Origin of the sequence: Sphingomonas azotifigens NBRC 15497, from assembly GCF_002091475.1 — a bacterium.
Lineage (GTDB): Bacteria > Pseudomonadota > Alphaproteobacteria > Sphingomonadales > Sphingomonadaceae > Sphingomonas > Sphingomonas azotifigens.
Window position 1 is genome coordinate 94,877 of the sequence record NZ_BCTR01000007.1, and the last position, 20,731, is coordinate 115,607.

Genomic DNA, 20,731 nt, shown 5'->3' on the forward strand with positions numbered 1-20,731 from the left:
GGCGTCCTCCCGCGATAGATCCTCCCGCCATCCCGGGCGCACCCGGACCTACAGCGTCGCCGAGCCCATCAGCGCGCGGGCGTCGTCCACGACCTGGTCGAAATAATGGAGGCGCGGGGCGTCGAAGGTCACCAGGTAGAGCTTGCCGTTGACGGCCGCGGCGCGCGCCTCGCCCTTGCGGATCAGCCCTTCGCTGTCGGTTACCTGATAGGCGAAGGTCACGCCGTCGCGGCCGAGGAACTTGCCCGGCGCCGCGCCGCTGAGCTGGAAGTCGCGCGCGTCGCGGCCGGTACGATAGGTGCGCTCGAGCAGTTCGGGCACTTCCGCAAGCAGCATGTCCTGGCGGAACTTGGGTAGCGGATCCTTCTTCTTGCTGCGTTCGCGCAGCAGCGGCTCGCCCGGCGCGACCCCGGCATAGAAGGTGACGTCGTTGAGCTGTTCGCCGTCGAGCGTCCAGCGCTCGGCATGGGCCCCGATCCGCCCGCTCAGCCGATTCCAGTCGCGCGTGGGGGTGACCGACAGCGTCGAGTCCGCGATCGTCACCGGCGTGCCCTTTTCCGCCAGCTTATGGGCGTTGGCGGGCAGGGGAAGGGCGGCGATCGCCGCGAACGCGAGCATCCGGCGGAGAGTGCGGTGGCGGGTCATTGGGGTCCTCCCGGGATAATCGTCTGGATCATGCCCGCGTCGACGGCGTCGGGCCGCAGGCGAAGATAGGTTTGCAGCGGTGCGACCGCCTCGGACGGCCGGCCGGTCTTCATCAGCGAGAGGCCCAGCCCGCGATGCGCCTCGGCCAGGGTCGGATCGAGCTGGACGGCATGGGCGTAGAAATCGGCTGCGGCCGCCAGGTCGCGGGGGGCGCCGCGCGTTCGATAGAGATCGCCGCGCTTGAGCCACAGCGTTGCCGTCCATCCCGCCGTCGCCAGGTTCTGGATCAGATACTCGCTGGCGCCGAAATCGTTGAGCTTGATCTGATCGTCGAGGAACTGCGCGAGGAAAGGGGCAAGCGCGGCGCGATAGCGTTCGGTGCCGTCGTCGCGATCGGCGCCGTCCGGTGCCGCGAGCTCGGCAAGATAGGCGGCGCGTTCGGCATAGGGTGGATGCGACGCGGCAAAGGCGATGTAGCGAAAGTTGGGCTTTTTCAGGCCCTTCGCGCTGGCGGATGCCTCGGCTTCGGCCATCATGTGCTGCCAGACGACCGTTGCCGACTGGGGCCGGAGGCTGCTGCGGTTGAGATAGGCGATGCCGAGCTTGTCCGCCTCGCGTTCCTGATCGCGGCCATGGCGGAAAAAGCCGCCATAGACGGCCAGCTGGAAATTCTGGAAGTTCTGCATCGTCTGGTAACTGGCGCCGAGGCTCGTCAGCAGCGCCATCCAGGCAACGGCATCGGTCCCCGAGCGCCGCTCCTTGAACGCCGCCAGGGTATGCCGGCGCTCGTAATGGCCGAACTCATGGCCGAGCACGGTCGCCAGCTCCGCTTCGTTGCGGAGGCGCAGCAACAGTCCCGAATAGACGCGCATGGTGCCGTTGGGCGTCATGCTCGCGTTGAACATCGGCGCGCGGATCACATAGACGCGCACCGAACCGCAGCGATCGTCACCCACCGTGGCGCAGAGCACCGACGTCACATAGCCGGTGAGCCGCTCGTCGCGGATGCGCAGCGGCGAGGCGGCGAGCTGGCGCTCTTCCTCGTCCGCCTCGTGCCACAGGCCGATCTCGTCCACCCCGTGCGGCTGGTATGCGCCCTGATAGGGCGGGGGCAGCGCCGCCGGTTGCGCGGCGGCCGGGCCGGCGAGCAGCAGCCCGGCGGCAGCCGCCCACCACGTCGATCGCCGGATCATGGCTTGGCCTGGGCCGGACCTTGCGGCTGCGCCTTGGGCGGGGTGCTGCCGGGGAAATCCTCGAGCAACTGGTGGATGCGCTTCTCCGAGCCTTCCGCGTCGCGGACGTCGCCGCCCATCGCGGCATCGGCGTTCAGCCACAGCAGATCGCCGGTGCGCAGGTCGACCAGGCCGGCATAGCCTTCATGCTGGCCCGACTTGACCGCCAGCCCCGGCCCGAACGCGGCGAGGACCTGCAGCACCTTGCGGCCGGTGGAGCCATAGGCGTCGCGGGTGAAGAGGAACAGGCCGTAATCGGCGTCCTTCGCACCGGGCAGATCGGCGACGCCCTTGCCCAGCGACCAGTCGAACACGGCATGCTTGTTGTCGCGCTTCTTGGTGGGCAGGCGGTTGCCGACGAAGAACTGGTATTTGATCACCGCATCGGAGACAGCGGCGAACAGCTGGAGATGCTCCTGCAGCGTCTGTGCGTCGTCGCCATAGGCTTCGGGGGCGGCGATCACCGCGTTGCCCAGCGATGCCTGGGCCTTTTCGAGGGCCGCCTGAAGGTTGGTCCTGGCCTTGTCGGTCCAGTCGCCGTTCGGTTCGAACAGGCCACCGGTGGATTGCGCGCCGACGCTGATCGACGGGCGGAACACCAGGATCTTCTTGCCGCTATTGGGCGCGAGCTCGAAGCCCTGGCGCGTCGCGGAGCGTTCCTGTGCCTGTGCCGGGTTGCCGACGACGAGCGTCAGCCCGGCCGCAAGCAGGAACGCCCAAAACAAGCCTTTCATGATCCCCCCTTTGTGCTGCGCCCCCTGTTTGCGCAACGGGATCAGGTTAATCCTCGTTTCATGACCGTATCAACCTGTTTCTTTGATCGACTGGAAGCGTTTCGAGACCAGCTTTGTCGTCGTTCGCACGCGGGGCCCGCGGACGCTACGGCCTCCACGCGTCCCCGCTTGGTCGCCAGCCGCGCTTGACAGGGCGGCACCGGCGCGCGCACCGCTGGGCCTCGCTTTTGCCGGAGGGTGTGCACGCATGGCTGTTTCGCTGGTCCCCACGCGTCGCTGGCTACTCGCCGCGTTCGGCACGCTGCTCGCGGTGCCCGCCCATTCCGCACCGCGCGCACCGCTGGTACTCGCCGCTGCCAGCCTGCAGGAATCGATGAACGCCGCCGCCGATGCCTGGGTGCAGATGGGGCATGTGCGGCCGATCCTGTCCTTCGCCGCCTCGTCGGCGCTTGCCCGGCAGATCCAGTCGGGCGCGCCGGCCGACCTGTTCGTCTCGGCCGACGAACCCTGGATGGACGCGGTCGACAAGGCGGGGAAGCTCGCGCCGGGCACCCGCACCGCCTTTCTCGGCAATCGGCTGGTGCTGGCCGGCGCGTCGGCGGATCGTCGTAGCGTGCCGCTCGATCGCGCCGGTCCGCTGCTTGCCGCGATCGGGCCGGCGCGGCTGGCGATGGCCGATCCCGATGCGGTGCCGGCCGGGCTCTATGGCAAGGCGGCGCTACAGAAGATCGGGGCCTGGGACCGGCTGGCGCCCCAAGTGGTACGGGCCGAGAATGTCCGCGCGGCGCTGGCGCTGGTCGAGCGCGGCGCGGCGCCGTTCGGCATCGTCTATGCCACCGACGCGCGCGCCTCGGTCAAGGTACGGATCGCGGGCGTATTCCCGGCGGGCAGCCATCCGCCGATCCGCTATCCCGTCGCCCGGCTGAAGACCGCCGCCAGCCCCGATGCCGAGCCGTTCCGCCGCTTCCTGATCAGCGCCCGCGGCAAGGCGATCTTCGCGCGCTACGGCTTCACGCCGCTGTAGGGCGGTCGGCGCGAAGCCGGGGCGATCCGGGAACGCTGGAGCGGCGACGCCGCAGCGCGCCACCGGCGGCGCCGAACCCGACGATCATCAAGCCCCAACTGCCCGGTTCCGGCACCGCATCACCGAGTATGCGGAAGCCGATGTTCAGGCTGTCCTGACGCCAGCCCTGGCGCTGGAGCGCGCCGCCCGGGCCCGTGGGGGTGAGTTCGGTATGGGCATAGGCGATCGCCGGATGGGCGACAGTGTCGCTCATCAACGCGTGATCATAGTCGCCGCTGAGGAAGCTGAAGCCGATCCAGTAGATCGCGCCGACCGTCACCGTCTGGTGAATCGTGCCGCCGATCGGCGTTTCATTCGGAGGGTAGGGCAGATTGGGAATGAGCGGCGCGTCGAACGCGACGCTGGCGAGCGGATTGGCGAAATCGGGCAACCCGTTGTTGTCGGCATAGAGCGACGCCAGCAACCGTGAACTCAGGGTCTGCCGGAAATAGCCTTCGAGACCGGTGATCGTGGCCGTCGTTGCCCTGAATGCTCCATAGATCTCCGACTGTTGCGCGAGCCCGACAAAGTAGCCGGCGTTCACGGTGGGTGTGCCCGTGTCGTAAATGACCGTCGTTCCCGCGTGTGCGTCGGATCCAGGCAATGTAAGCGCACAGAGCAGGCACGTGGATGCAAGCGCTATTCGTACGGTGATCATGGATTTGTCCCCCCGGAACGCATGATGGTCCAACGAATTTATGTGCTGTTAACTATATATGATTCGCTAGTGTAATGAAAGAATTTTTTGTTGCTTTCGGCGGGGTAGTGCGGCCGATTTGCGCGGCAACGTGGAGCGTCGGATCGATCTTGCGTCCGACGCCGGAACCGCGGAAGAGTCCGGCGATGCATGTGCGGCCCGCCTTTGTCCCATCCCTGCTCGCGCGGGTGTCGCCAGCATGCTGAGCGGCGAGGAATGGGGAATCGTTCTTCTCTCGCTGAAGGTGGGGGGCGTGGCGGTGCTGGCGGTGCTGCCGCTGGCGTTCGCGCTGGCCTGGCTGCTTGCCCGGGTGCGCTTTCCCGGCAAGCTGCTGCTCGACGCCTTGGTTCACCTGCCGCTGGTGGTGCCACCGGTGGTCACCGGCTGGATGCTGCTGCTCGCCTTCGCGCCGGCGGGGCCGATCGGCGGGCTGCTCGAGCGCTGGTTCGGCGTGACCGTGCTGTTCCGCTGGAGCGGCGCGGCGATCGCGGCGGGGGTAATGGCGCTGCCGTTGATGGTGCGGGCGATCCGGCTGTCGCTCGAGGCGGTGGACCAGCGGCTGGAGCAGGCGGCGCGCAGCCTGGGGGCAGGGCCGGTGCGGACCTTCGCCACGATCACGCTGCCGCTGGCGCTGCCCGGCGTGCTGGCGGGGCTGGTGCTCGGATTCGCGCGGGCGCTCGGCGAATTCGGCGCGACGATCTCGTTCGTCTCGAACGTGCCGGGCGAGACCGAGACGCTGCCGCTGGCGATCTATTCGGCGCTGCAGGTGCCGGGCGGCGAGGGGCAGGTGCTGCGGCTGGCGGGCGTGTCGATCGCCATCGCCTTCGTCGCGCTGCTGGCATCGGAACTGGTCGCGCGGCGGGCGGGGCGGGGCACGCATGTCCTTTGACATCGACGTCCGCTGTCGGCTCGGCGACGCGGAGATAGACTGCCGGATCGAGCCCGGCGCGGGCGTGACCGTGCTGTTCGGTCCCTCGGGCGCGGGCAAGACCAGCGTGCTCAACATGGTGGCCGGGCTGCTGCGGCCCGATGCCGGCCATATCCGGGTGGGCGCGGATACGTTGTTCGACGCCGCCGCCGGCATCGACCTGCCGCCCGAGGCGCGGCGGGCGGGCTATGTCTTCCAGGAATCGCGGCTGTTCCCGCATCTGCGGGTGCGTGCCAACCTGCTCTATGGCCTGCCCAAGCGGGCGGCGCTGGACGTCGACGGGGTGATCGGGCTGCTCGGCATCGCGCCGCTGCTCGATCGCTGGCCGCGCACGCTTTCGGGCGGCGAGGCCAAGCGGGTGGCGATCGGCCGGGCGCTGCTCCGCGATCCCGCCTTCCTGCTGCTCGACGAGCCGCTCGCCTCGCTCGACCGTGCCCGGCGCGAGGAGATCCTCGGCTTGCTCGAACGCTTGCGCGACGGCATCGGCTTGCCCATCCTGCTCGTCACCCATGAGCGCGACGAGGCCGAGCGGCTGGGCGATCGGATCGTCGCGTTCGGCTGAGCCGGTCACGCTTTGGCAAGCATTTCCGGCAAAATGGGTGCGAAGCCAGGGACATGCGGGGGGAAATTGGGGTGATCATCGGGATCGATCTGGGGACGACGAACAGCGCGGCGGCGATCTGGCGGGACGGCCAGTCGGTGCTGGTGCCCAATGCGCTGGGCGACCTGCTGACCCCGTCCGCGGTGAGCATCGCCGACGACGGCAGCGTGCTGGTGGGCATGGCTGCGCGCGAACGGCAATCGACCCATCCGCGCGACACCGTCACCGCGTTCAAGCGCTATATCGGCACCCAGCAGACGGTGAAGCTGGGCAAGCGCAGCTTCGATGCCGAGGACCTTTCGGCGCTGGTGCTGCGCAGCCTGAAGGCGGACGTCGAGGCATTTACCGGCGAGGCGGTGACCGGGGCGGTGATCACCGTCCCCGCCTATTTCAACGATCGCCAGCGCAAGGCCACCCGCCGCGCCGGCGAGATGGCCGGGCTCGACGTGCGCCGGCTGGTCAACGAACCGACCGCCGCCGCGCTAGCCTATGGCATCCAGTCGCGCGAGCAGGAGCCGTTCCTGGTGTTCGATCTGGGCGGCGGGACCTTCGACGTGTCGATCGTCGAGGTGTTCGACGGCATCGTCGAGGTGCGCGCCTCGTCGGGCGACAACCGGCTCGGCGGCGAGGATTTCAACGAGCGGATGGTGGAGCTTGCCCGGCGCACGCTCGATCCCGCGGGCAAGCTGGCCAAGGCCGATCCGGTAGCGCTGGGCGAACTGCTCCGCGCCGCCGCCGAGCGCGCCCGCCGCGCGCTCACCGATGCCGACAGCACCGAGTTCAGCCTGGTGTGGAACGGCGAGGTGTTCGCGACGCCGGTGACGGCCGATGCGTTCGAGGAGGCGGCGCAGCCGCTGCTCCAGCGGCTGCGCGATCCGGTGCTGCGCTCGCTGCGCGACAGCGATATCCGCGTCGATGCACTCAGCGAGATCGTGCTGGTCGGCGGCAGCACCCGCATGCCGGTGGTGCGCCGGGCGATGACGCGGATGTTCGGCCGTTTCCCCAACACCAGCGTCCATCCCGACCATGCCGTGGCGCTCGGCGCGGCGGTGCAGGCGGGGCTGCTCGCGCGCGATTCGGCGCTGGACGAGGTGCGGCTGACCGATGTGTGCCCGTTCACGCTGGGCATCGAGCATGCCGAGGCCGATGGCCGCGGCGGCTATCGCACCGGGCTGTTCTCGCCGATCATCGATCGCAACACGCCGATCCCGACCAGCCGATCGAAGGTCTATTCGACGATCGCCGACAACCAGCGCGAGATCCGCTTCGGCATCTATCAGGGCGAATCGCGCGAGGTCGCCGGCAATGTCCGGCTGGGCGAGCTGCGCGTGCAGGTGCCGCTCAAGCCTGCCGGCCAGGTCTCGGCCGAATGCCGCTTCACCTATGACAGCTCGGGGCTGCTCGAGGTCGACATCTCGGTGCCGAGCGCGAACATCACCCGCAACCTGGTGATCATGGACGAGACCGACACGCTGACCGAGGCGCAGATCGCCGAGCGCCGCGCCGCGCTCGCCGCGCTCAAGGTGCATCCGCGCGAGGAGAGCGAGAACGTCGCGGTGCTGGCCCGCGCGCAGCGCTGCTACGAGAATTTCCTCGGTGTCCAGCGCGAGCAGGTGAGCCACTGGATCACGCTGTTCGAGCAGGTGCTCGAACGCCAGGATCCGCGCGCGATCAAGGAAGCGCGGGACCAGCTGGTCCTGTCGCTCGACAGCCTGGAAGGGGAGCGCTTCCTGTGACCGCCGGCTGGCCGTGGCGCCTGCTGGACATCGAACCGACCCCGGACCGCCGCGCGATCCGCTCCGCCTATAGCGCCAAGCTCAAGGCGATCGACGTCGATGCCGACAAGGACGGCTTCATCGCGCTGCGCGAAGCCTATGACCAGGCGCTGGCGCTCGCGCCGCATCTGGCGACCGTCGACGAGGAGAATGGCGCGGCACCGGCGCCGGAGGAACTGCCGGCTGCTGCGGAGACCCTGGCGACGGAACCGGAACGCGAGGGCGCCGGGCAGGATGTCGGCGCCTTGCTGGAGCGCTGGCGCGATGCCGGCCCCGAGGACGATGTGCCGCCGCACCGCATCGCGGCGGATGCGCGCTGGCAAGAACAGGGGGCGGACCTGCCCGAACCGCCGGCACCGCTTCCGCCGCCCCAGCCGTGGCGCGAGGCCGAGGTCGCTGCCGCACATGCCGCCGCCGAAGCGCTGCAGGGCCTGCTCTACCGGCTCGGCGATCCCGAGGATCCGCTTTACGAGACCGACCAGACGGCGACGCTGTTCGCCCACATGCAGACGGTGTTCGCCGATCCCGACGCGGAGACGGTGGACGGCTTCGCCGCGGCCGAGCGCTGGTTCGAACGGCTGTTGATGGGTACCGCGCCCGCCTCCGATCCGCTGCTGCGACCGGTGTCCGAGCATTTCGGCTGGGAGGCGCGCGAGGGTTCGATCGAGCAGGGGCCGATGGCGACGGCACTGATGCGACGGCGGCGCGGCCTCGAATTCTACGACGCGGTGCGCCAGCCCGGCCATCCGCTGCATGGCGCCTGGCAGGAACTGACCACCCCCGCCAACGAGCGCAGCCGCCGCGGCATCGTGTGGAAGCAGAACATCCAGAAGCTGCTCGCCATCGTGCGCAACGAGCATCCGATGCTGGAGGGGTGCTTCGATTCCTATCGCGTGTCGCTCTGGGAGCAGGGCGGGGCGCGCTTCCCGGTTCGCTGGGTGGTGTTCGGCATCTGGGTGCTGGTCACGCTTGCGCGCTGCGCCAGTTCGATGCCCGAGCCGCCGCGACAGACCTCGACCATGAGCATGCCCTGGGAGACTCCGTTGCAGAACCCGGCAGCGGATATCGATCCGATGCTGCAGCGGCTCGCCGGCGAAGGCGTCAGCTTCGCGGCGTTGACCAAGGCCAATCCGGCGCTGACGGCGGCGTTGCTCGACAAGTGGCGGGAGGGCAAGGCCGAGAAGATCACGCTCGCGACGTTCAACGGAACGCTGCACCACGAGCTCAACCAATGGTTCCTGAACGGCGTGTACCAGACGCCCGAGCTGCTGCGCGACTTCCAGCAGATCCGGCTGGAGCAGGCCGAGACGCTGAAGGACGATCCGGAGACCTGCAACCGCTTCCTGCTCGGCGCGATCCCCTATCCGACGACGACCAAGCCGCTGCCCGAGGCGATGCAGGCCCGGCAGAAGGCGCTGTACGCCCGCGCGCTGCTGGCGGCGAAAAGCGCCGACTACCGCCTGGCGGAGCAGGCCAAGATCCCGCCGGCGGTGGGCGCCAAGGCGCTGCGGCTGTCCGGGCTGACGGTCGAGCGGTTCAACATGGTGATCAAGCGCGAAGGGGCGACCGACGCGGAAGGTTGCACCGTCCGCCGGATCCTGCTCCGCACCGCGCTGGAGCGGAACAAGCCCGACGTGGTGCCGCTGTTGCAGATGCTGTGACGGGGTGAACGGGGGAGGGGGCAGGCCCGCCCCCTTGGCTCAGCCCAAGTTGCACGGGTGAGAAATCCTTGCTGCCCCCCACAGCGTCACCCCGGCGAAAGCCGGGGTCCATTGGGGTCTCGCTATCGGCTTTTGCCGGCACCGAGCGGCGAATGGATCCGCTGAGTTCACAAACGAAGTGCAACACCAGGTTAGGGTGTTGCGATGGGAGAGCATTACCGCCAGCTCAGCCTTGAGGAGCGGTGCACGATTGCCCGGCTTCGCGAAGCCGGGCAATCGTGCCGGCAAATCGCGGCAGCTGTGGATCGCCCGGCATCGACGATTGCTCGGGAGTTGAAGCGCAACAGCGGCAAGACGGTCGGCTACAAGCCGGTCTATGCCGAGGAGCAGGCGCGGGCCCGGCGCTGGACGGGCAGCCGTCTGGAACGCGATGCGGGCTTGCGCGAGAAGGTGCTGGGCGGTCTCGCGGCGGGCTGGTCGCCCGAACAGGTCGCCGGGCGCCTCGCCCGCGAGGCCGGCGAGCCGTGCATCAGCCACGAGAGCATCTATCGGTTCGTCTATGCGCAACTACGTCGCACCAACGACGGCGCCTGGCGTCAGTATCTGCCCCGCGCCAGGGCCAAGCGGGGCTGGCGGCGCAAACCCGGCGGCTCACCCGCCAGCTTCATCCGCCTGCGCACCCCCATCACCGAGCGGCCGGCCGATGCCGCCAATCGCCAGACCCCCGGCCATTGGGAAGCCGACTACATGCTGTTCGCCCGCTATGGGCACAACATCCTCGTTGCGCACGAACGCGCCTGCCGGGTTCTCCTGCTGACACAACCGCCAGACCGGAAAGCAGCGCACACCGCAGAGGCGCTGGGCAGCCTCATCGGACCATGGCCGGAAACCTTGCGTACCACCCTTACCATCGACAACGGCACAGAGTTCGCCGAACACCATCGCCTCATCGACCAGTTCGGCATCCGAACCTTCTTCTGCGATCCCCACGCCCCCTGGCAGAAAGGCGGCGTCGAAAACGCCATCGGCCGCCTGCGCCGCTACCTACCGCGCAGCACCAACCTTGACGACCTCGGCCCTGAACAGCTCGGCGCCATCGCTGCCAGATACAACAATACGCCGCGCAAGTGCCTAGACTTCAAGACCCCAGCCGAGGCATGGGCTCAACATCTGTTGCACTTCGAATGTGAGTCCACATCCCGGCTTTCGCCGGGATGACGGCTTGCGGCGGAACGAGTCCGCCACAACGTACCTTGGTGTCAGACCCATTCGCCTTCCGCGACCTTGGTGACGACCGGCAGCGCGGCTGCGCTGCCGCCGCGCCGCGCCGGACGGGGCATCAGGGACTCGGTGCCGGCGTCGATACGGAACTGCCCGGCATGCTCGACCAGTTGGCCGATCTCGGCCATCAGGTTGCGCGCCGCGGCCGAGGTCTGCTCGACCATCGCCGCATTCTGCTGGGTGGAATGGTCCATGACCCGGATTGTTTCGCTCAGCCGCGAAATCGAGTCCGACTGAACGCGGTTGTCGGCCGCGACCTGGCCGAGCAGCGTGTGCACCGACTGCGCGTTTTCCGAGATCGAGGTGAACGCGCCGTCGACATCCTCGACCGCCGACACCGCGGTGCCGATCTCGACCTGGGTGACGGTCAGCTGGTCGCGGGCGCGGCCGGCCTCCTCCTCGGCGCGCATCGCCAGCGCCGAGACGAGATCGGCAACGACGGCGAAGCCGCGGCCCGCCTCGCCGGCACGCCCGGCCTCGACGGCCGCGTTCATCGCGAGCACGCGGGTCTGGAAGGCGATCTTGTCGAGGCCCTCGATCACCGCGTCGATGCCCTTGGCGCTGTCCGACACTCGGCGCATCGCGGTCACGGCGTTGCTGACGCGCGAGCGGCCGGCGGTGACCGCCTCGATCGTCTGGTCGGCGCGGCCGACCGTCTCCGATGCGGCACGGACCGAGGTCTTCAGGCGCTGGTCGATCTGGGTGACCTCGGTGGCGGTCGTCTCCAGGCTGGCGGCATTGGCCTCGGTGCGGCGCGCCAGGTCCTCTGCCGCCGCAGTGATTTCGGTGGAGGCACGCCGCAGCTGGCCGGCGCCGCCATGCACCGACGTGATCAGCCCGCGCAGGCTGTCGACCGCGACGTTGAAATCCTGCTTCAGCCGCGCGAACGGGCCGCTCAGTTCGGCATCGACCCGGGTCGTCAGGTCGCCGCCCGCCAGGTTGCGCAGGCCCGAGCCGACCGTTTCGACGATCAGCTCGGTCGTCGCCTGCTTCTCATCGTTCGCCGCGTCGATCTGCGCGCTGAACTGGGCGATCGCGCGGGCGAGGTCGCCGAGTTCGTCCTCGCGAGTGGTTTCGGGCAGCGCCGTTCCCGGCGTGTCGATCAGATGCTGCACGGCCTGGGCGAGATCGATCAGCGGCTGCACCAGGCGGCGGTTGGCGAGCCGCGCCGCATACAGGGCGCCGCCGATGGCGGTTAGCAGGGTCGCGCTCAGCAAGGCGATGGTGATCCAGCCGAGCGTGCTACCGCTGCTGGCGGTCGCGTCCGAATAGCGCTCGATCGCGTCCGAGGCGGCCGCCATCGAGTCCTCGAGCACCGAGAATTGCTGGAAGAAGGACGGCAACGCGCGCTTGGCAGCGGCCGGATCTGCTCCCGCCGCCTCGCCGATCTGCTTCGCCGCATCGGCATAGGCGTTCATCGGCGCGGCAACCTTGACGGCGGCCGCCTCGATCGCGGCATCGCCGCGGAAGGCGGCGTCCTCGGCAATGCGCTTGCGCAGCGTGGCAAGGTGTTCGTCCAGGTCCTTGCGGGTATCGTCGAGCTTCAGGCCCGTCGCCGGATCGGCGGATGCCAGCGCGGCGAGCACGTCGCTGCGCACGGCATCGTGCATCATGTCCGCTTCCATATGGTTGCGCAGCAGCGCCGCCGCGCTCGCCTGGCGCTCGAGCGCGGCGCCCAGCATCCAGGAGGCGGCGATGCCCATTCCCCCGCAGAGCAGGAAAAGCAGGATGATTGCGATCGTTAATTTCCGTGTTGAATAGGCGATCGATTGCACGACGTTGCTCCAGCCTTTGAGATCCTCTTCCCCCAAATATCTGCATCCGACCCAGAAAAATTATAGACAAAATTTGGTCACCTCGAATCATTCATCCTAAAAACCGTGCGAGGGGAAACGGGATGCTTGAGTATGAAGCGAATTCTGTTTACCCTACTTCTGGGTTGTATTTATCCTGACTACGTATTTGCCCAGAGTGCCGTCGAGGTGCATCTGGTGGAGACGATCGACGTCGTCAGCGTGATGCGCGGCGGCGATCGGGATCGCGCTTATGTGCTCGATGATACCGATCTCACCGCGGACGCCGATCTCGCCAAGCTGGTGGGATGGCAGGGGGCGCGCGCGCACGTCCATGTCATGAACACGATGGGCGGCAGACCCAATGAGGCCGCGGGAACGCTGCAGGGCATCAACAACATCGAAGTCGCGCGCCCCCGGCTGCGGCTGTTCGAGGCCTGGGCGGAGCAGCGGCTGGGCGAGCATAGCACGGTGCGCGCCGGCGTGTACGACCTCAACAGCGAATTCTACGTCAACGGATCGGCCGGCCTGCTGATCGCGCCTGCGTTCGGCGTGGGCGCCGAACTTGCGGCGACGGGGCCGAACGGACCATCGATCTTCCCGTCGACCGCGCTGGCGCTGCGGGTGGAGCATCGCTTCGGCAAGGTCGGCTATGTCCGCGCAGCGGTGCTGAACGGATCGGCCGGGTGCCTGGGCGATCCGCAGGGGGTGGATTTCAGCTTCCGCTCGGGCGTGCTGGCGATCGGCGAGGCCGGCGTGGAGCGCCCGGGGCTGAAGCTCGCGGCTGGTTATTGGCGCTATAGCCAGCGGCATCACGACTATACCCGGGTGGATGCAGATGGCGCGCGGGTCCGGCGCATCGATCAGGGCGGCTATGCGCTTGCCGAGGTGCAGCTGTTCGGCGGCGAGGATCGCCGGTCGCTGACCGCGTTCGGGCGGGCGGCACTGTCGGGCGGATCCACCACGCCGTTCCAGGGCGGCTGGCAGGCCGGGTTCCTGCTCGAGCGCGTGGTTCCCGGCCGCAAGGATGCGTCGCTTTCCTTCGGCGCCAGCCGCGGCATCACGACGCACGGCTATCGGGCGATGCTGGTCGAGGACGGCAAGCGCGCCGCCCGCGCCGAGACCTCGTTCGAGCTTACCTATTCGGACCGGGTGGCGAAATGGCTGACCGTGCAGCCCGACCTGCAGCTGATCGCGGATCGCGCGGGCGTGGAGAAGGCGCGATCGGTGCTGGTGGGCACGCTGCGGCTGACGATGGACTTCTAATACCAAGGTGCGCGGATAAGAACCCATCGCTGCTCTATATCGTCACCCCGGCGAAAGCCGGGGTCCATGGGGGTCTCGCTGTCGGCCTTCACGGTGGCCGGGAGGCGAATGGATCCCGGCTTTCGCCGGGATGACGGTGTGCGGCATGGTGAGTCCGCCTTGGTATAAGAGCCCGTTTGGAAATGCGCCGCAGCGCATTTCCAGACAAACTCTAAGCCTGGAGCGGCGCGCCGCTCCAGCCGTCAGGCGGTGCGCTCGAGATCGGCATGGTGGAAGCGCCAGGTGCCGCGCCGATCATCCAGTGCAGCGTGCAACGCCACATCGGCGCGGCGCAGCAATTCGGTCGCATCGATGCCGGCGGCTTCGGTGTCGAGTGCAATCCCCAGCCGCGCCTGGACGCGGTGCTGGCTGCCGTCGATCTCGATCGGCGCCTCGATCGCCCCGCAGATGCGGCGTGCGACGATCTCGGCAGCGGACGCGCCGGCCACTTCCGGGAGCAGCACGGCAAACCGCGCCGCATCGACGCGGGCGGCAAGATCGCTGAGGCGTACCGCCGCTTCCAGCCGCCGTGCCACCACTTTCAACGCCGCGCGGGCGGTACTCTCGCCATTCAGCGCTTCGATCTGCCGCAGCCCATCAAGCTCGAGCAGGATCACGGCGATATGGGTGTCGGCAGCAAGCGGCGCGTCGATCAACAGTTGCAGCTGTTCCTCGGCGGCAGCGCGGTTGGCGATGCCGGTAAGCGGATCCTCATGGCCAAGCAGCGCGGTACGCGCCTCGGCGGCACGCTGGCGCGCGTCATGCGCGCGGCGCTCGTTCTGCTGGTGCAGTCCGTACCAGCCGAGCACCAGCAGCATCGCCGCTGCCCAGAGCAGCAACTCGCCGCCTTCGATGCGGGCAGGATGCGCCTGCGCGCCTTCGTGCAGCACGTCGAGCGCCCATATTGCGTAAAGGCCGCCCACCGCGAGCAGCAGGGGCAAGCCCAGCGCGGGCAGGTCGATCCGGGGGCGCCAAGGCATCATAGCGTCATTATAGAGACACAAGGGCGCAATGGACGCAATTGCTAATGCAGCGGGCGAGGATCCTCGCAACGGCGGCGCGGCCACGGCCCGGTCGGGCAGCGTCCGCGCCGCATCAGGTCACGCGGTCGCGGGGGCCCACCCTGCCGCGCGGCGGCGACGGAGCGCGGTTCCGATCAGGCCGAAGCCGGACAACAGCATCGCCCAGGTAGCGGGCTCCGGAACACTGGGGCCGGACGTGTCGAAGGGGAGCGCCGTCTGGGTCATGCTGACCGACGTCTGCCCGGTGACGTCGAAGGTGAGACCGGCGACGAACGCTGCGGTGTTGGCGGGGTCAAGCCCGAGCGCGGGGTTGATGCCCGCCACGCGGAACCCCCGCACGCCCCCCACGCCCGAGAAATCGACGAGGAAGGGATTTCCGCGCGCACCGACATAGCTCGCAAAGGGGTGGAGGAGGTCGCTGAGCAGGTAGACGGCATAGCCGTCGGGATCGCCCAGGTCCGGCAGCAGCACCGACAGGATGTTCGGTCCACCCGCAGCGACGAGATAATCATAGCCGACCGCGACGATCGGATCGATGTAGATCCGCTGGTTGGGAAGGATGTCGAACGTAAAGCTGTAGTGGCCGAACCCGGTTGTGGTCGGCTGAATCGGGGCCGCCGGCGACGAACCGTCTCCCAGCACGGTGCCGTTGCGGATCGAGAACCGGTATTCGCCCGGCTGCCCGTTGGTGACGTTGGTGATGTTGGTGATGTTGGCGAAGTTCAGCGCGCCGGTCGACGAGAAGGAGCCGGGCAACGAATAGAAATGCTGGCCGTCGCCGGCATCGAACCCGGCCTGGGCCGGCACCCCGCCCAGGCCCTGGCTGCCCCCGCTGGCATCGCCCGTCGTCCATTGGAGGCGGTCATAGCGGAATTCGATATCGAAATCCCCGGTGTTGCCGGGGGTGGCGGTCAGGGTCAGCTGGAAATTATTCAGCTTGTCGGAATGCGTGGCGAAATAGCCGACATTGTTCCAGGTCACCGTGAAACTGTTGCTGCTCCGCGAGCCGAGATAGACAGCACCGCAATTGCTGCAGCGGGTGTCCACGTCTGCCCAGAACGGCGCGATCAACGGCGCGGATGCATGGCCGTTGAAGAGGGTCGGGGTAAAGCTGGAAATCCCGCTGCCGAAGCTGATGCTGCCGTTATTGTTAACGAAAAAGGAGGATCCCGAATAGCCGAAGAAATTGATTACGAAGGGGCTGGTCTGTACCGAGCTGAAATCGTCATCGTTTGGCTGGAGTGCAAGTTGCCCATAGCCGGCGGGACCACCCATATTACCGCGAAGGGTCGCCGCTTCAGCTGATGCTGAAAGGGAAAGCGCGATCAAGCTGACTGTACATGTCCAGAATCTTGTCATGATGCCCTCCTGTTGAATCACACTGCACGATATCTCAATATGAGTATCATGAAGTCGATGTCTGGTTGAGGGGCGTGCCCGCCGCTATCGGCGCCATTATGAACGGTGATGGTCCGGGCTCGATGCGGGTAAACGGAAGAAATCCGTGCGAAGTTTCGCGCACCAGTGCACGATGCTTGCGAAGAGCATCGGTTTCAGATCTATCAGCTGCACGTCGCGGATAGCTGGAATGAAGAAAAAGCCGCCGCCCGGCATCCCGGGCGACGGCTTTTTCTTATCACGCTCGGTCAGGCTGGGAGCCCCCGAACGGGGCGGATCACTCCGCCTCGTTCAGATACTCGCCGGCATCCGCATCGGTGCCGTGGCCCGAGGGCGCCACCTGCGCCAGGGGATCGTCCCCGGTGCCGGCCGCATCGCGTGCGCTGCGGGCCAGTTCGGCCGCATGCTCTTCCGCCGCGCTCGCCGGCGCGATGAGCGAGGCTTCCTGCATCTTGCGCTGGGCGACGCGCAGCGCCGCATCGCGCGAGGTGGCGGCGACGCGCAGGCGACCCATGCCCGCACCGGTACCGGCGGGGATCAGGCGGCCGACGATCACATTCTCCTTCAGGCCGAGCAGCGTGTCCTTCTTGCCCTGCACCGCGGCTTCGGTGAGCACGCGGGTGGTCTCCTGGAACGACGCGGCCGAGATGAAGCTGCGGGTCTGCAGCGACGCCTTGGTGATGCCGAGCAGGATCGGCTTGCCGAACGCGGGCTGCTGGCCCGGCTGGAGCTTCTCGTTATGCTCGTCCATCTCGTCGCGATCGACCTGTTCGCCCGCCAGCAGCGTGGTGTCGCCGCCGTCGGTGATCTCGACCTTCTGCAGCATCTGGCGAACGATCACCTCAATGTGCTTGTCGTTGATCTTCACGCCCTGCAGTCGATAGACTTCCTGGATTTCGCTGACGAGGTATTCGGCCAGCGGCTCGATGCCGAGCACTTCCAGGATGTCGTGCGGATCCGGCGAACCGCCGATCAGGTTGTCGCCACGCTTGACGTAGTCGCCTTCCTGAACGTCGATCACCTTCGACTTCGGGACCAGATACTCCACGACCTCGCCGCCGTCCTCCGGCTGGATGCCGATCTTGCGCTTGGCCTTGTAGTCCTTGCCGAACACCACGCGGCCCGAGACCTTCGCGATGATGGCATTTTCCTTGGGCTTGCGCGCTTCGAACAGCTCGGCGACGCGCGGCAGACCGCCGGTGATGTCGCGGGTCTTGGCGGACTCGCGGGCCACACGGGCAAGCACGTCACCGCCCTGCACCGTGGCACCATCCTCGACCGAGATCACCGCGCCCGGCGCCAGCATGTAGCGGGCGGCTTCGGCGGCATTCTCGCCGGTGAGGGTCATGCGAGGACGCAGGTCCTCCTTCTTGCCCGCACCGCGATATTCGGTGACGACGCGCTGGGCGATGCCCGTCGCTTCGTCGACCTGCTCGGTCATGGTCTTGCCTTCGATGATGTCCTGATACTTCACGACACCACCGGTTTCGGTGATCACCGGCATGGTGAACGGATCCCACTCGGCCATGCGATCGCCGGCGCTGACCAGATGGCCATCGTCGAACATCACATAGGCGCCGTACGGGATCTTGTGCACGGCCAGCTCGCGGCCATCCATGTCCATGATCGCGATTTCGCCCGAGCGGCTGAGCACCACGCGACGGCCGCGCTGATCCTCGATCAGGCGCAGGTCGCGGAACTCGGCCTTGCCGTCCACCGGGGCTTCGAGGTTCGACTGCTCGTTGAGCTGCGCCGCACCGCCGATGTGGAAGGTACGCATCGTCAGCTGCGTGCCCGGCTCACCGATCGACTGCGCCGCGATGACGCCCACCGCTTCGCCGATGTTCACCGGGGTACCGCGGGCGAGGTCACGCCCGTAGCACTTGGCGCACACGCCGAGCTTGGCTTCGCAGACCAGCGGCGAACGGATCTTCACCGCAGGCGTGCTGAGCGCCTCGATCTGCGCGATCATCGGCTCGTCGAGCAGGGTGCCGATCGGGATCACGACCTGGTTGGTCTTCGGATCGATGATGTCCTCGGCCGTGGTACGGCCCAGGATGCGCTCGCCGAGCGAGGCGATCACCGAACCGCCCTGCACGATCGCCTTCATCTCGAGCGCGCGCTCGGTGCCGCAATCGTCCTCGAGAACGACGCAGTCCTGCGACACGTCGACCAGACGACGGGTGAGGTAGCCCGAGTTCGCCGTCTTCAACGCGGTGTCCGCGAGGCCCTTACGCGCGCCGTGGGTCGAGTTGAAGTATTCAAGAACGGTCAGACCTTCCTTGAAGTTCGAGATGATCGGCGTTTCGATGATCTCGCCCGACGGCTTGGCCATCAGGCCGCGCATGCCGGCGAGCTGCTTGATCTGGGCTGCCGAACCACGGGCACCCGAGTGGGCCATCATGTAGATGGCGTTGTCGGGCATCTGACGGCCGGTCGCGGGGTCCTTCTTGACCGCCTTGATCTCGTCCATCATCGCCGCGGCCACCTGGTCGCCGCAACGGCTCCAGGCGTCGATCACCTTGTTGTACTTTTCCTGCTGGGTGATCAGGCCGTCCTGATACTGCTGCTCATAATCCTTCACCTGGGTGCGGGTCTCGTCGACCAGCGCTTCCTTGGCTTCCGGAATGATCATGTCGTCCTTGCCGAACGAGATGCCCGCCTTGAACGCGTTGCGGAAGCCGAGGCTCATGATCGCGTCGGCGAACAGCACGGTCTCCTTCTGGCCGGTGTGACGATAGACCTCGTCGATCACGTCGCCCACGTCCTTCTTGGTGAGCAGGCGATTGACGACGTCGAACGGCACCTTGTGGCTCTTCGGCAGGCACTCGCCGAGCAGCATGCGGCCCGGGGTGGTCTGGTAGCGCTTGAGGTAGGTCTGGCCGTTCTCGTCGGTCTGCGGCACGCGGCTGGTGATCTTCGAGTGCAGCGTCACCGCGCCGGCGTTGAGGGCCTGGTGGACCTCCGCCATGTCGGCGAGGATCATGCCTTCGCCCGGCTCGCCTTCCTTCTCCATGGTGATGTAATAGAGACCCAGCACCATGTCCTGCGACGGCACGATGATCGGCTTGCCGTTGGCGGGCGACAGGATGTTGTTGGTCGACATCATCAGGACGCGCGCTTCCAGCTGCGCCTCGAGGCTCAGCGGAACGTGGACGGCCATCTGGTCACCGTCGAAGTCGGCGTTGAACGCCGAGCAGACCAGCGGGTGCAGCTGGATCGCCTTGCCTTCGATCAGCACCGGCTCGAACGCCTGGATGCCCAGACGGTGGAGCGTCGGCGCGCGGTTGAGGAGAACCGGGTGCTCGCGGATCACTTCGTCCAGGATGTCCCAGACTTCCTTGCGCTCCTTCTCCACCCACTTCTTCGCCTGCTTCAGGGTCATCGAGAGACCCTTGGCGTCGAGACGGGCGTAGATGAACGGCTTGAACAGCTCGAGCGCCATCTTCTTCGGCAGGCCGCACTGGTGCAGCTTGAGTTCCGGACCGGTCACGATGACCGAACGGCCCGAATAGTCGACGCGCTTGCCGAGCAGGTTCTGACGGAAGCGGCCCTGCTTGCCCTTGAGCATGTCGGACAGCGACTTGAGCGGGCGCTTGTTCGCACCGGTGATGGTGCGGCCGCGGCGGCCGTTGTCGAACAGCGCGTCGACGGCTTCCTGCAGCATGCGCTTTTCGTTGCGGACGATGATGTCCGGCGCGCGCAGCTCCATCAGGCGCTTGAGGCGGTTGTTACGGTTGATCACGCGGCGATACAGATCGTTGAGATCCGAGGTCGCGAAGCGGCCGCCGTCCAGGGGCACCAGCGGGCGCAGTTCGGGCGGGATCACCGGCACGACGTCCAGGATCATCCATTCCGGGCGGTTGCCGGATTCGATGAAGCTCTCGACAACCTTGAGGCGCTTGATGATCTTCTTGGGCTTCAGCTCCGACTTGGTCGTCGCCAGCTCTTCCAGAAGCTCCTTGCGCTCGCCCTCGAGGTCGAGATCCATGAGCATGATCTTGACCGCTTCCGCGCCGATGCCGGCGGAGAAGGCGTCTTCGCCATATTCATCCTGCGCGTCGAGCAGTTCGTCCTCGGTGAGGAGCTGGAACTTCTCGAGCGGGGTGAGGCCCGGCTCGGTGACGATGTAGCTCTCGAAGTAGAGCACGCGCTCGAGCTGCTTGAGCTGCATGTCGAGCAGCAGGCCGATGCGGCTCGGCAGCGACTTCAGGAACCAGATGTGCGCGACCGGGGCGGCCAGCTCGATATGGCCCATGCGCTCGCGGCGGACCTTCGAGACGGTCACTTCCACGCCGCACTTTTCGCAGACGATGCCCTTGTACTTCATGCGCTTGTACTTGCCGCACAGGCACTCGTAATCCTTGATCGGACCGAAGATGCGCGCGCAGAACAGGCCATCACGCTCGGGCTTGAACGTGCGATAGTTGATCGTTTCGGGCTTCTTGATCTCGCCGAACGACCAGCTGCGGATACGGTCCGGCGACGCGATCCCGATCTGGATCTGGTCGAAGGTTTCCGGCTTGGCGAGCGGGTTCGCGAAGTTGGTAAGTTCGTTCATTTCTTCACTCCATTCCCCTTCCGCTTGCGGGAGGG

15 protein-coding genes and 2 pseudogenes are annotated in these 20,731 nt (G+C 67.2%); 8 read left to right on the forward strand and 9 right to left on the reverse strand.

The features are described from left to right. Positions 1 to 48: 48 nt before the first annotated feature. Genes SAZ01S_RS03880 through SAZ01S_RS03890 form a run of 3 tightly spaced genes read right to left on the reverse strand, consistent with a single transcriptional unit; the run spans position 49 to position 2,611 of the window. Entirely contained in the window at positions 49 to 645 is a 597-nt protein-coding gene (locus SAZ01S_RS03880) for a hypothetical protein (RefSeq protein ID WP_084580246.1), read from the reverse strand. Continuing rightward, positions 642 to 1,838 carry a M48 family metallopeptidase gene (locus SAZ01S_RS03885; protein WP_084580248.1) on the reverse strand — a complete coding sequence of 399 codons (1,197 nt, stop codon included), beginning with the start codon at positions 1,836 to 1,838 and terminating at the stop codon, positions 642 to 644. Before SAZ01S_RS03885 ends, SAZ01S_RS03880 begins: the two co-directional genes overlap by 4 nt. Then, positions 1,835 to 2,611 (reverse strand): hypothetical protein, encoded by a 777-nt coding sequence (locus SAZ01S_RS03890; RefSeq protein WP_084580250.1) that lies wholly within the window; start codon positions 2,609 to 2,611, stop codon positions 1,835 to 1,837. Before SAZ01S_RS03890 ends, SAZ01S_RS03885 begins: the two co-directional genes overlap by 4 nt. A 247-nt stretch (positions 2,612 to 2,858) precedes the next feature. On the opposite strand from SAZ01S_RS03890, the gene modA reads away from it, so the two are divergent. Next, complete coding sequence (gene modA / locus SAZ01S_RS03895) at positions 2,859 to 3,635, forward strand: molybdate ABC transporter substrate-binding protein (RefSeq protein ID WP_084580252.1); 777 nt, start codon at positions 2,859 to 2,861, stop codon at positions 3,633 to 3,635. Here modA and SAZ01S_RS24370 read toward each other — a convergent pair. Next, positions 3,622 to 4,332, reverse strand: coding sequence for a PEPxxWA-CTERM sorting domain-containing protein (locus SAZ01S_RS24370; protein WP_084580254.1), 711 nt, complete (start codon positions 4,330 to 4,332; stop codon positions 3,622 to 3,624). The two genes, modA and SAZ01S_RS24370, sit on opposite strands and share 14 nt — an antisense overlap. A 238-nt stretch (positions 4,333 to 4,570) precedes the next feature. Between SAZ01S_RS24370 and modB the strand changes: the two genes are divergently transcribed. From modB to SAZ01S_RS03925, 5 genes are all read left to right on the forward strand, one after another. Beyond that, the gene (modB, locus tag SAZ01S_RS03905; RefSeq protein ID WP_084580256.1) at positions 4,571 to 5,260 is read left to right on the forward strand and encodes a molybdate ABC transporter permease subunit; all 690 of its coding nucleotides are present in this window, start codon (positions 4,571 to 4,573) and stop codon (positions 5,258 to 5,260) included. Continuing rightward, positions 5,250 to 5,861 (forward strand): ATP-binding cassette domain-containing protein, encoded by a 612-nt coding sequence (locus tag SAZ01S_RS03910; RefSeq protein WP_084580258.1) that lies wholly within the window; start codon positions 5,250 to 5,252, stop codon positions 5,859 to 5,861. The genes modB and SAZ01S_RS03910 overlap by 11 nt, the downstream gene beginning before the upstream one ends. A gap of 71 nt (positions 5,862 to 5,932) precedes the next feature. Next, complete coding sequence (locus SAZ01S_RS03915; RefSeq protein ID WP_084580400.1) at positions 5,933 to 7,636, forward strand: Hsp70 family protein; 1,704 nt, start codon at positions 5,933 to 5,935, stop codon at positions 7,634 to 7,636. Then, a complete protein-coding gene (locus SAZ01S_RS03920) occupies positions 7,633 to 9,336 on the forward strand; it encodes a hypothetical protein (protein WP_084580260.1) in 1,704 nt (567 codons plus the stop codon). The genes SAZ01S_RS03915 and SAZ01S_RS03920 overlap by 4 nt, the downstream gene beginning before the upstream one ends. 204 nt (positions 9,337 to 9,540) lie before the next feature. Continuing rightward, positions 9,541 to 10,554, forward strand: a complete 1,014-nt coding sequence (locus SAZ01S_RS03925) for an IS30 family transposase (protein WP_084580262.1) — start codon at positions 9,541 to 9,543, stop codon at positions 10,552 to 10,554. Between the two features lie 41 nt (positions 10,555 to 10,595). Here the strand turns inward: SAZ01S_RS03925 and SAZ01S_RS03930 are convergent, their stop codons facing one another. Next, positions 10,596 to 12,320, reverse strand: a complete 1,725-nt coding sequence (locus SAZ01S_RS03930) for a methyl-accepting chemotaxis protein (protein ID WP_139809923.1) — start codon at positions 12,318 to 12,320, stop codon at positions 10,596 to 10,598. A 288-nt stretch (positions 12,321 to 12,608) separates the two neighbouring features. On the opposite strand from SAZ01S_RS03930, the gene SAZ01S_RS03935 reads away from it, so the two are divergent. Beyond that, a complete protein-coding gene (locus tag SAZ01S_RS03935; RefSeq protein WP_245824585.1) occupies positions 12,609 to 13,676 on the forward strand; it encodes a carbohydrate porin in 1,068 nt (355 codons plus the stop codon). A gap of 242 nt (positions 13,677 to 13,918) precedes the next feature. On the opposite strand, the gene SAZ01S_RS03940 is transcribed toward SAZ01S_RS03935, so the two are convergent. The 3 genes and pseudogenes from SAZ01S_RS03940 to SAZ01S_RS24710 all read right to left on the reverse strand — a co-directional run. Then, positions 13,919 to 14,695, reverse strand: coding sequence for a GGDEF domain-containing protein (locus tag SAZ01S_RS03940; RefSeq protein ID WP_167693060.1), 777 nt, complete (start codon positions 14,693 to 14,695; stop codon positions 13,919 to 13,921). A gap of 120 nt (positions 14,696 to 14,815) precedes the next feature. Beyond that, positions 14,816 to 14,932 (reverse strand): annotated as a pseudogene (locus tag SAZ01S_RS24705) (PEPxxWA-CTERM sorting domain-containing protein); the annotation flags it as partial. A gap of 513 nt (positions 14,933 to 15,445) precedes the next feature. Then, positions 15,446 to 15,928 (reverse strand): annotated as a pseudogene (locus tag SAZ01S_RS24710) (nidogen-like domain-containing protein); the annotation flags it as partial. On the opposite strand from SAZ01S_RS24710, the gene SAZ01S_RS24270 reads away from it, so the two are divergent. Beyond that, a complete protein-coding gene (locus tag SAZ01S_RS24270; protein ID WP_218018016.1) occupies positions 15,821 to 16,042 on the forward strand; it encodes a hypothetical protein in 222 nt (73 codons plus the stop codon). The pseudogene SAZ01S_RS24710 and the gene SAZ01S_RS24270 overlap by 108 nt on opposite strands. Before the next feature lie 370 nt (positions 16,043 to 16,412). Here the strand turns inward: SAZ01S_RS24270 and rpoC are convergent, their stop codons facing one another. Continuing rightward, positions 16,413 to 20,696 (reverse strand): DNA-directed RNA polymerase subunit beta', encoded by a 4,284-nt coding sequence (gene rpoC / locus SAZ01S_RS03950; protein ID WP_084580270.1) that lies wholly within the window; start codon positions 20,694 to 20,696, stop codon positions 16,413 to 16,415. Positions 20,697 to 20,731 lie beyond the last annotated feature (35 nt).